This window comes from Reichenbachiella sp., from assembly GCF_039941815.1.
Taxonomy (GTDB): domain Bacteria; phylum Bacteroidota; class Bacteroidia; order Cytophagales; family Cyclobacteriaceae; genus Reichenbachiella.
Genome location: NZ_JBDVDW010000059.1, coordinates 15,120 through 26,828, shown reverse-complemented (window position 1 = coordinate 26,828; position 11,709 = coordinate 15,120). Strand labels below are relative to the sequence as shown.

The 11,709-nt window shown below is 39.3% G+C and carries 10 protein-coding genes and 1 pseudogene; 7 read left to right on the top strand and 4 right to left on the bottom strand.

Annotated features, from left to right (window positions below):
* Window positions 1–95: 95 nt before the first annotated feature.
* The 5 genes from bshA to ABJF11_RS12810 all read left to right on the top strand — a co-directional run bounded on the left by bshA (window position 96) and on the right by ABJF11_RS12810 (window position 5,581).
* On the top strand, window positions 96–1,241 hold the full coding sequence (bshA, locus tag ABJF11_RS12830) for an N-acetyl-alpha-D-glucosaminyl L-malate synthase BshA (protein WP_348120269.1): 1,146 nt from the start codon (window positions 96–98) through the stop codon (window positions 1,239–1,241).
* A 101-nt stretch (window positions 1,242–1,342) separates the two neighbouring features.
* The gene (locus ABJF11_RS12825; protein WP_348120268.1) at window positions 1,343–1,951 is read left to right on the top strand and encodes a sterol desaturase family protein; all 609 of its coding nucleotides are present in this window, start codon (window positions 1,343–1,345) and stop codon (window positions 1,949–1,951) included.
* Between the two features lie 240 nt (window positions 1,952–2,191).
* Window positions 2,192–3,289 carry a hypothetical protein gene (locus tag ABJF11_RS12820; protein WP_348120267.1) on the top strand — a complete coding sequence of 366 codons (1,098 nt, stop codon included), beginning with the start codon at window positions 2,192–2,194 and terminating at the stop codon, window positions 3,287–3,289.
* Window positions 3,290–4,822 (top strand): magnesium chelatase, encoded by a 1,533-nt coding sequence (locus ABJF11_RS12815; protein ID WP_348120266.1) that lies wholly within the window; start codon window positions 3,290–3,292, stop codon window positions 4,820–4,822.
* 39 nt (window positions 4,823–4,861) lie between these two features.
* A complete protein-coding gene (locus tag ABJF11_RS12810) occupies window positions 4,862–5,581 on the top strand; it encodes an ABC transporter ATP-binding protein (RefSeq protein WP_348120265.1) in 720 nt (239 codons plus the stop codon).
* A 78-nt stretch (window positions 5,582–5,659) separates the two neighbouring features.
* Here ABJF11_RS12810 and ABJF11_RS12805 read toward each other — a convergent pair whose 3' ends face one another.
* Complete coding sequence (locus ABJF11_RS12805; protein ID WP_348120264.1) at window positions 5,660–6,937, bottom strand: M20/M25/M40 family metallo-hydrolase; 1,278 nt, start codon at window positions 6,935–6,937, stop codon at window positions 5,660–5,662.
* Window positions 6,938–7,586: 649 nt separating this feature from the next.
* On the opposite strand from ABJF11_RS12805, the gene ABJF11_RS12800 reads away from it, so the two are divergent.
* Window positions 7,587–8,117, top strand: coding sequence for a hypothetical protein (locus ABJF11_RS12800; protein ID WP_348120263.1), 531 nt, complete (start codon window positions 7,587–7,589; stop codon window positions 8,115–8,117).
* A gap of 629 nt (window positions 8,118–8,746) precedes the next feature.
* Here the strand turns inward: ABJF11_RS12800 and ABJF11_RS12795 are convergent.
* A pseudogene (locus ABJF11_RS12795) lies at window positions 8,747–9,001 on the bottom strand (transposase); the annotation flags it as partial.
* A gap of 144 nt (window positions 9,002–9,145) precedes the next feature.
* On the opposite strand from ABJF11_RS12795, the gene ABJF11_RS12790 reads away from it, so the two are divergent.
* Window positions 9,146–9,856, top strand: a complete 711-nt coding sequence (locus ABJF11_RS12790; protein ID WP_348120262.1) for a hypothetical protein — start codon at window positions 9,146–9,148, stop codon at window positions 9,854–9,856.
* A gap of 98 nt (window positions 9,857–9,954) precedes the next feature.
* On the opposite strand, the gene ABJF11_RS12785 is transcribed toward ABJF11_RS12790, so the two are convergent.
* The gene (locus ABJF11_RS12785) at window positions 9,955–10,587 is read right to left on the bottom strand and encodes a hypothetical protein (protein WP_348120261.1); all 633 of its coding nucleotides are present in this window, start codon (window positions 10,585–10,587) and stop codon (window positions 9,955–9,957) included.
* A 366-nt stretch (window positions 10,588–10,953) separates the two neighbouring features.
* Window positions 10,954–11,709 carry a GNAT family N-acetyltransferase gene (locus tag ABJF11_RS12780; protein WP_348120260.1) on the bottom strand — a complete coding sequence of 252 codons (756 nt, stop codon included), beginning with the start codon at window positions 11,707–11,709 and terminating at the stop codon, window positions 10,954–10,956.

Sequence of the window (11,709 nt, the reverse complement as noted above, 5' to 3'; positions counted from 1 at the left end):
TATTGTTGGTGTTTTTGATGTTGCTAAGTTTAACAGGTATAATTTCGCAGAAGAGCAAACCAATCCATAATTATGAACAAAACATTTAGCCATTTATGAATATAGGAGTTGTTTGCTATCCGACCTACGGTGGATCAGGAGTGGTGGCCACGGAGTTGGGGAAGGCAATGGCCTTAGAAGGACACAAAGTGCATTTTATCACTTACTCTCAACCCACTCGTCTTGATTTCTTCAATGAGAACCTTTTTTATCACGAAGTAGATATCAAACCTTACCCATTGTTTCAGTATCCACCTTATGAAATCGCTTTGTCTAGCAAAATGGTGGATGTGGCTAAGAAAGAAAATCTAGATCTTTTTCATGTACACTATGCGGTGCCTCACGCTTCTGCTGCATATATGGCAAGAGAAATATTGAAGGTCGAAGGCGTACACATCCCTTTCATTACCACACTGCACGGCACGGATATAACTATTGTAGGAAAGGATGCCTCCTTGGAGCCGGTGGTTACCTTCTCGATCAATCAATCTGATGGAATTACCGCAGTATCGAGTGATCTGAAAAAAGATACGTATGACCACTTTAAAGTAACAAAAGAGATCAAGGTTATTCCAAACTTTATTGATTTAGATCGATTTAAAAAACAAAAGAAAGATCATTTCAAAAAGGCTATTTGCCCAAATGACGAGAAATTGATCGTTCATACTTCCAACTTTAGAAAAGTAAAACGTGTGGATGATGTGGTCAAAGTGTTTAATGAAATTAGAAAGACCACGCCTGCAAAGCTATTGCTGGTGGGTGATGGACCTGAGAGATCGGCTATTGAGAAGCTTGCTGAGCAGACTTGTAGTATTGATGATGTCAGGTTTCTAGGTAAGTTGGAGGCTGTAGAGGAAGTGCTTAGCGTTTCAGATTTGTTTTTGATGACCTCGGAAAAAGAAAGTTTTGGCCTCGCAGCCCTCGAAGCTATGGCATGTGAAGTTCCACTGATTTCGACCAATGCAGGAGGGCTCCCGGAGCTGAATCAGGATGGAATCACGGGCTTTATTTGTGATGTCGGAGATGTGGAAACAATGTCCAAAAAGGCCTTGATAATACTTGATGATAACAATTTACCTCAATTTAAGAAGGCGGCACTAAAGCGTGCACAAGAATTTGAACTGTCCAACATACTACCTATGTATGAAGATTTTTACAATAAAGTGGTGGAGGATTATAAGGATAAAGTGTCTGTAAAGTGAAATATGATGAACATCATGGATCAAAAATGGGTGTCGGATATTGTATTTGTTTTAGGTTTATAGATATGTTTGCATTTCAATTTAAATAGTCTTTAGGATTAATGGAAAATAAAGCAAAAAATACAGGGACTGGGAGGGTATTCAATAACCCAATTTTGGAAAGGCTGACCAGAACGCATATTTCCTTGCCGCTGATAGCCTTTTCTATCGTATCGACTTATTTGATATATACTGGTAGTACGGAATATGGACTTAGTGCTATTCAACTAATGATATTATTTTTAGGTGGCGTACTAGCTTTTACTTTTGTTGAGTATCTGATGCACAGATTTTTGTTTCATATGCCTGAAACCACACCGATTAGAAAAAAAGTGGTTTATACTATGCACGGTGTACATCATGATCATCCAAAAGACAAAGAAAGATTGGCTATGCCGGTGCCATTGAGTTTGACTATTTCTTTTGTCTTTTTCCTTTTCTTTAGATTAATCATGGGAGAGTTAGTTTGGGGATTCCTGCCAGGTTTCCTTATGGGATATGCAGGATACCTTTGGGTGCACTTCATGATTCATACTTTTCAACCACCCAAAAGATTCTTCAAGTTCTTCTGGGTTCATCATGGCATCCATCATTACAAGCAACCTCAGCGAGCGTTTGGTGTGACTACCCCAATTTGGGATTTGATCTTTAAAACTATGCCGACTAAGTAGTTCGACTTAGATTAGCTGTCCTTCTTTGATTTTTTTTTGGGTTCAAGCAGGAGCTTAAATGTGTAATCCCTTATAAACAAGATCGTGTCTTGTACAAGTGAGGCTAATATAGGTCTGCGTCCAGCCATTTTCTCATCTGAATTTTTTCTTGCAGGGTAGGCTCATTAAATTTATTAAAATTACCCAACATTAAATGGTTTATCCAGTTTAATGTTTTGTGTCTATATTGATAGAAGGAGTATGAAAGGCTACAGATTTACGGAATACATACCAGAAAAGAAGGAATCGAGTGATACGTTCGATAACCTTTGGAATATTTTCAGAGAGCTACTGCTGATTACTTCCGGCGATCCAAATGAGGCGCTAAGCTGGCTCACTAATCTTGACAAGCAGTACAATATAACAAGTGAAGGTTATGGCATTGGAGATTTTATATCTGAACTGAGAGAGAAGGGATACCTAGATGAAGAGGGGAAAACCGGTAAGCTCAAAATTACCGCCAAGACTGAGAATGATTTTCGAAAGAGTGCGTTGGAAGAGGTCTTTGGCAAATTAAAAAAATCCGGAAAGGGAGATCATAATACGTTTATATCAGGAAGAGGCGAAGAGAAAGGGGTGGATATAAGAGATTTCCAGTTTGGAGACTCACCTGATCATATTTCGGTAACCGACAGCTTGCGTAATGCTCAGATCAATCACGGTTTTGGTGAGTTTATGCTTACAGAAAATGATCTTGAGGTAGTAGACAATGAATACAAAACACAGACCTCTACGGTATTGATGATAGACATCAGTCATTCTATGATTCTCTACGGAGAAGATCGAATCACTCCCGCAAAGAAGGTAGCCATGGCGCTTTCTGAGTTGATTTTGAGTAAGTATAAAAAAGATACACTTGATGTCATTGTCTTTGGTAATGATGCCTGGCAAATCAGCATAAAGGACCTGCCTTATCTAAGCGTGGGACCATATCATACCAACACAGTAGCAGGGCTTGAACTAGCCATGGATATTTTGCGAAAGCGAAAAAATCAAAACAAACAGATTTTTATGATCACTGACGGAAAACCCACGTGCATGAAAGTCGGAATTAAATACTATAAAAACAGCTTCGGCCTGGATCCCAAAATCTTGAAGAAAACAATGAATTTGAGTGCCGCATGCCGAAGGTTGAACATTCCCATTACCACCTTTATGATCGCCTCTGATCCATACCTCAAGCAATTTGTAAAAGAATTCACTGCCGTGAACAATGGCAACGCGTATTATAGCGACTTGCAGGGATTAGGAAACCTGGTGTTCGAAGATTTCAAAAAAAACAGAAGAAAGAATTTATAAATGGCAAAAGCATATGCAAACCTGAAAGCCGATGAAAAGCAGGCTATCAGTACCTTGGGCGAGCTACAGTCTTCGGGATATCATCCACAGTCTATAAAAGATGAATTAAGATCTAATTTGATCACTTCCATTCAAGCTGGGGACAATGTCTTCGAGGGGATTTGGGGATATGAGGACACGGTAATACCCGACATTGAACGAGCCATATTGTCACGGCACAATATCAATTTACTTGGGCTAAGGGGACAAGCTAAGACCAGAATAGCACGGTTGATGGTGGGGCTATTGGATGAGTGGGTGCCGGTAGTACAAGGTAGCGATCTTAACGATGACCCTATGGACCCACTATCGAAATATGCCCTAGACCTGATCGAGGAAATGGGGGCTGATACGCCTGTGGAGTGGCTAAATCGAGAGGATCGATTTACCGAGAAATTGGCTACACCTGACGTGTCTATCGCCGACTTGATTGGAGATGTAGACCCTATTAAGGCTGCTACACTAAAACTACCCTATTCTGATGAGCGAGTTATTCACTATGGCTTGGTGCCTCGATCTCACCGTGGCATTTTTGTGATCAACGAGCTACCAGATTTGCAGCCTAGAATTCAGGTGGCGCTCTTTAATATTTTACAAGAAGGCGACATTCAAATCCGGGGATTCCGATTGAGATTGCCATTGGAAATTCAGTTTGTTTTTACTGCGAATCCCGAAGATTATACCAACCGAGGAAGTATAGTGACTCCTCTCAAAGATCGATTGGGTAGTCAGATCATTACGCACTATCCAAAATCTGTGGAAACTGGACTGAAGATAACTCAGCAAGAAGCCAGCCTGGCTAAAAATTCTACCGGGCCGATTGTAATAAATGAACTGGCGAAGCTACTCATAGAACAAATTGCGATCGAGGCTCGATCCAGCGAATACGTAGATGTGAAAAGCGGTGTTTCGGCTCGTCTGACTATATCTTCGTATGAGAATTTGGTGAGTGCTGTTGAGCGCAGAATGCTTAAGAACAAGGAGTCTGAAGGACACGTTCGAATAGCTGACTTCGTGGGTGTCGTACCATCTATTACTGGCAAAATTGAGCTGGTTTATGAAGGCGAGCAAGAAGGTGCTGGTATAGTCGCTCAGAATCTTATCGGTAAGGCGATTAGGAGCTTGTTTGTAGACTATTTCACCGATCCGGATCAGGTCAGGAAGAATCGCGAGATGCGTGATCCTTTCAAACCAATTGCTGACTGGTTTGGTAATGGCAATATGCTAGACCTACTTCATGATTATTCAAATAAAGAATATGAGAAAGAATTGAGCAAAGTACCAGGCCTCGCAGAATTGGTGAAAGAGCAGATTCATGATAATCGTGATGAAGACTTTAAACTTTTTCTGATGGAATTTGTTCTGTTTGGCCTTGTAGAATACAGTTATTTGAGCAAACATCCTTTAGAGAATGGCTTGCGCATCGATGATCTACTTGGTAGTATGATTTCCGGATTTACCGAACCCGACGATGAGCTTGGTAACATGGAGTAACGGAATGAACTAAACTTCGTCCTTTAAAAAAGAATATTTATGTCTGAAATAATTAAAACCAGAGAGATATCCAGAAGATATGTGATGGGGGCAGAGACCATACATGCACTCAAATCGATTAGTATCTCTATCAATAAGGGCGAGTATGTGGCTTTTATGGGGCCTTCTGGCTCAGGAAAATCTACACTCATGAACATCATAGGATGTTTGGACACGCCTAGCTCAGGCCTATATATTCTCAACAACCATGATGTATCGGATCTTGATGAAAATGAGCTGGCAGAAATCCGAAACAAAGAAATAGGATTTGTATTTCAAACTTTCAATCTGCTTCCCAGATCTACTGCGTTGGAGAATGTGGCTTTGCCATTGGTCTACGCAGGTATGGGTAAATCTGATAGAGAGGAGCGAGCGATGGAAGTGCTAGAGGGGGTCGGTTTAGGGGATCGTGCATTGCACAAGCCAAATGAGCTCTCTGGTGGACAGAGACAAAGGGTGGCGATAGCCAGGGCGCTAGTCAATCGGCCAAGTATTATTTTGGCCGACGAACCTACCGGAAATCTCGATACTAAGACTTCTTATGATATAATGGAACTATTTGAGCAATTGCACAATTTGGGCAATACCATTATTATGGTGACACACGAGGAGGATATTGCTCAATATGCTCATCGAGTAATTCGACTTCGAGATGGATTGATCGAAAGCGATGAGATGAATCAGGAAGTTAGAAAGGTGGCTAAGGAACAGTCCGTTTAAACAGCTGATGGGTGTGTTATTACCAACTGTATTTAGAAGATCATCAAATTATTTTGGTTGCAATAGAAATAGGACACCTTACAATTCATCGACAAATAGGGTAATCAACTTGAAATAGTCTTCAAATTCGGTCAACGGAAGTGTCTCTGACTTGTCGTAAATATCATGGTAGGCTTGTATACCGCCAAGGGTGTAGATAAAAAAGCAGGGCACTTTTTTCATATGAAACATACAATGGTCACTGTTACACGCTTCTCCTCGTATTTTTACTTGCTTTAATAATTCTTGTTCGGCATTAATTTCTACAAGGCGATCAAACCTGTCTTTGTAAACCTTTCCATTTACTACCTGAATGCCATCATCACCGGTGCCGGAGATATCAAAGTTGATTAAAAATTTAATCTTTGATAATTCAATTAGTGGGTGGTCCACAAAATATTTTGCACCAATCAATCCGAGCTCTTCTGCGCCAAAAGCAATAAATACGGTGTTGTATTTTGGCTTGTTAGTACTATAGTACTTAGCTAGGTTGAGTAGCATGGCTACGCCACTGGCGTTGTCATTGGCACCTGGAAATAAGGCAGCGGATCCCATCATACCCAGATGGTCGTAGTGCGCAACTAAGACGATCAGCGAATCGGTATTCTGACCATCAATGTATCCTACTATATTTTGTGATTGGTATTGGTCAAAGTACTTGTTAGTCACATCCACAGAGACCTCTTGAATTCCTTGTTGTGAATCATTGATTTTCACAGTGAAGGTTGGTTTGGAGTATACGGTAGTTGAGGCACTCCAGGTCAGTTTTCCCTTGGTCAGAAGAAGAGTCCCAGCCGCAGGATTGTCCGGATGATATTGGATGAAGTTGAGTACCTCCGTGATTCGATCTTGCTGTTCTTTGCTGAATTCCTTTGGATCGTAGGCTGGAATTACAAGGAATTGGCCTGCTGCACTTCTCAGTTTCTGAGAAAGAGTATTCGGGTCTAACATCTCATCAATGCTTAACCTAACGGTAGAAAACTTCCCTTTAATGGCGGGTGAACCTGCATGAACCAAATAATCAGTGCCGGCAATTTTCTCCTCATCGTTCAACACCAGTTTCATGTTCGATGGGAAGGTATTGACCGAAGTCTTAAATTTCTGGAAATAATTTTTACCAAAGGTCTGGAGACCGAAGCCTTCAAATTCATTACTAATGTACTCAGCTGCTAGTTTATCTCCTTTGGCTACATAGCCTCTTCCATAGAAATCGGGCGAGGCGAGTTGCTCCACAATCTCCTTTGCATAGGAGAGGTCCTGGCCAAATGATGAATAGGAGAGAAGAATAAGTACGAGTAGTGTGAGTCTGATTTTCATAAATTATTGATTTTTGATTTTGTGTCTACAAGTGATAAGTATAGAACTTCTAAATTACAACCACTATAAATTACACCAACCACTTGTTAATCTAAAATCCCTTGCTTCTCACAATAAGGGATTTTTTCAGATCCGTTCTAAGCTTTATGCCTAGCATGAATTCGGGCATTTTCACCTATTGCACTTCAAAACAACACCGCCTACTTTTGAAATATGAAGACTATTTGAAGCGGTTTAGCGCGTTTCTAGTATTTCATTAAGTTCATCGCCCCTATGACAATAGAGAAAAATTTGACCTGATCACTCTAGAAAACAAGGTAGGGCAAACTATAATTTTTAACTTTAAAATGAACATTTTTTTAAAATCAACCTATCTATTGGTTTCTTTGATTTTTTTTCAATGCGAGTCCAGTTTAGATCCACAGTCATTAGATTCAGAATTAACCATTGAAAATGCAGGTGAAAGACACAATGAAATGACTATTGGCCTTTGGGAATATACTGTCCCTGCTTGTGCTTCTTATGATATAAGATGTCAATTGTCAACGGGTAATATTTCAAATATAAAACCGTCTACACCAACCGGTTCTACGACCTACAAAGGCCAATTGATCACTTCGCCTTGCCAATTTTATTTAGGAGGTTGCTGATGGAATTTTATAAAAAACAATTGAAGTCCATATTTTTATGGGCTTCAATAATCGCCACAGCGCAACTAGTTCCTTCTTTGATCTCCAATGAATGGTTTAGTTGGCAGTTCTACGTGTTTGGCTCCCTAATTATGGGATCATGTGTCGCTTTAGTGCTTTCAGTTATTCATTACTATAGACTTAAAAGATTAAAAATTGGTATAAACGATTTAACCAAGGAAGATCTTCTCACTTCCCAAACCACAATGATTAATACTTCATATTCTCGTGAAGAAAGTATAAAAAAGGTAGAAAACTTTTTCAATAAGAAATCAATCCATGTTTCTGATAATATGATTGTAATAAAAACCTCTAATTGGTATGGCTGGAACAAAACGATAGTAGAGTTTTTATCGAATGGTAAAAAAAATCTTCAGTTGAAGGTTTCCAGCAAACCCATTTTGCCAACAACAATTTTTGATTTCAGTGAAAATTTGAAAACAATAAAAAACTTAGAAAGAGCATTAGGTGATTCTCTAGTAAATGAATGATAGTCAAGTATTTAACTTCTTTTTCTCCTCCGGAAGTAGGTTTGCATAAGGTGGGTCAAAAAGTACCAGTAAAAAAAGAACAATAGCTTACTACCCACTAATGATATAAGTCAATTGCCTAGATCCAATTCTGGCAGTACTACCTATTGACAGCTGTATTATTGATTTTTACTTTTGTGTCTACGAGTGATAAGCATAGTACTTCTAAATCACAACCACTATAAATCACACCAACCACTTGTTAATCTAAAATCCCTTGCTTCGCACAGTAAGGGATTTTTTTTAGATCCGTTCTAAGCTTTATGCCTAGTATGAATTTGGGCGTTTTTACCTATTGCGCTTCAAAACGACACCACCTACTTTTGAATTATGATTAGCAGGTAGAATCTCTCAAAATGCTATAATTATATTTCTCAACTACCTGCTCGTTTAACCTACCTAACTATAAAAGATAGGTTTAATTGAATGGATAATTATAGAGCTGCCAAGTTCATAAAAATTCGTTCCGATTAAGACCCTCACCGCATGGTGAGGGTCTTTTAGTTTTGGGCAACTCCTGATGCATTAATAGAAAATATGACGCTAAGCAGCAGCACGAATCAGTCGGTATTTCTGAGAGATTGGAAAATTCATGCATAATTCTTTACTAGTCTAAACAAGAAGAACTCCACATTTGTAACACCCCTGAACTGCGCTCTGAAGGCTTTAATTTTAGCATTGAAAGATTCTGCTGAGGCGCTGGTACCTCTGTTGTAGAAGAAGTTGAGGGTCGAAATGTAGTGGTTTTGAATTGTTCTGGCCACACTATGAAATGATTTAAATCCAGCTTTCTCTACTTTGTCATACTACTGGGCTAACCGTGTGCATGCCACGCCTTTGATCTTGCTGGTTTGATAGGTATGGACAATTTCTCATTCATTTCCCATCTGATGAAAAGATGGGAAGTCTGAAAGGAAATTTCTTATAAGAAGAGGACGTTTTTATTATTCTTTTTTAAATTGATCATTCGAATCTCACAACGTTTACTCATGATTAGCGCTAAAGCCCCAATAGTGTTTTTGATGGTTTCCCTTTTTGCATGGCAAAGTTACGGACAGGAGACCATTTCGGATAAAGTAGCCACACTTCATCACTCTGAAAAAAGCAAAATCAGAAAACCGCTCTATGAATTTCTAAGTACATGGAATGTCACAGCTCCGAAACTAAAACCTGCAGCTAAAGTTTTGGAAATCAAAAAGAAAGAAAACAGGCAGAAAGGCAAAGACCCATTATCGGGAACAAAGAAGTTGCAAGAAAAATACGATGAGCTAGTAGTACTCGATGGTACGGAGCGCTCATTTATTGCAGAAACATTTGCGCTACCGATGCAAAAGGAACTAGAAGTAAAAGGAACTGCGCTGGACGCTTCAGATATTTATGCCGTTCAGTATATTACCAAATTTGTACTTGGTGTACCAAGATTTAATCATGGAGAACTGAACATAAATGACCTGAATCAGATAGACAATGAACTGACCAAACTAATCAAAACCTATCCTGACAATGATGCACACAACCAGGAGGTAGATGGACATGTGATTGACATTTTTAGAGAGGAGGCTCAGGCTTTCTGGGTCTCTTTCGTTGCCGAAAACAAAGCTCAATATCGTAAGGCCAAAGGTTCTGGTAGTTCTGAATTGACAAGTATGAATTGCGGGGAGAAGTATAAGCTCCTAAAAGAAAAGGGGATTATGCACTAAGGCACCGTTTTCATGATCTGGGAGCATGCGTAGCCAGATGTGACCTCAGACTCATCATATAGAACATCTGTAGGTAAATAATTTTCAATAGAAAAACGTCATGGTTGGTCATCCGAGAAGTATCCAAACTTGAATACTAACCCCAGGTTAAACCCTGAGAGATCCTGGTCTCCCAAATTGTCTAAAGAACTGCCAAAAAATCGTCTGTAGGAAAAGTTGATGCATGGAATAAAAGACTTTGTCAGATTGAACTCCAGATTGACACCAGGTTCGAGAATAAAAGCCCTTGATGATTCAACATCCATATCGCTATCTTTAATTGAAACTCCCCCCACCATTAAGTTTAATGGCACAGAAAAATGAACGGCCTTTGTGATTTGAGAAATGTATTCAACAAAAACTCCTCCGGCACCGTAGCTTACCTCTAATGAGGCATCCGTATTGCCAGTCAAATTGTTGCCCACGAAACTATAGTCACTTGCCGTCCCCATACCTATTCCACCAAAAGCAAACTTCCGGTTGAGAATAAATCCTCCTTTGCCTCCTATAGAAACACCCCAATTTTTGTTTAACTGTGTTGCGCCAATAAATGGGCCTCCATAAGCGCTAATAGAAGTCCAGCTTGAATCTTCTTTTGAAATGATTGTGTTCATCTCTTGAGAGAAAACTGACGTTGAAACGAAGACAAGTATTAATGTGAATATCGTTTTATACTCTTTCTCTGTTCTCATGACGTATTATTATTTACTCAATATGCAACATCAATGGGTACTATAAGTGCGGCCTTCAATCATCACGTTATTTCTGATTATTGCTTGTCTCTTTCCTTTTTAAATTTTTCAAATTCCTTTTCAACAGAAAAAAGACCAAAGGAGTTGAAAAAACCATTGTAATGAAAAAAAATTGCGATTCCCCAACCTCCTGTTGGCCAAACAGGCCACATATATTGATTTCCCGAAATTGCCCAGATAATCCACAATAAGGCAATAACCACTACATAGATTGAAAAGTGCTGTTTGAACTTAACACGCTTTATTGCATTCTGTCGCAGTTGTTTTTCCGTAAGATTGTTCATGACCTTAGGTTGCTTTTGATTATTAAATACTGAGTTCTTTTTTCAAAATATTTTTAAATCGAGTGGCACTTAAATAATGGTCTTCTAATAATTCACCATCATGCAAAAGATTGAAAACCCCAAAGCCTGAGGGGGCCATCTTTGCTTCTTTTACGGTATTGATTTTGGAGACTTTCAAGTCAATGCCATGATCCATAGCTACGTTGAGTAAGGCTTCAACAGACTTTTCACTCCACGGACACTGATCTGCATAAAGTAGATGCCAGCCCTTGAACCTTTTTTGCTGGTTGGTCCAATTGTGAAATCTTGGTTCTCTAGCACCGTCATTCCATGTTTTTGACATTAACTCAAACCTGTCCTTTGCCTCAATTTGCTTGAAGCCATTCTTTTCAAAAAGAGACTTATCAGCTAGCCATCCACCTTTACTCGTCATCACACAGACACCATCCATATCTTTGGCCTTCGCTTCCTGTTCGGCATCTTCTATCAGCATAGAACCAGAGCCGTTATTTCTATCTGATTTAGAGTATATGTATGCACAATGAATAAACATGTGATTGTCGGCATCTATAGGTCGCCATGCATATTTGGCTGGTACGTACTCAATGAACCCGATCATTTTGTCCTCATCATTTTTGAGGATTTTAATTTTCAAACCTTCCTTGTGGCGTTTTTCAAACCACTGGAGCTTATCTTCAAACCCCTGTTTTTTTGTGTCCTTTATACAGAAGAATGTTTCTTTAATTACATTTTTTGGTGTTACCTCTACTAAATTCAT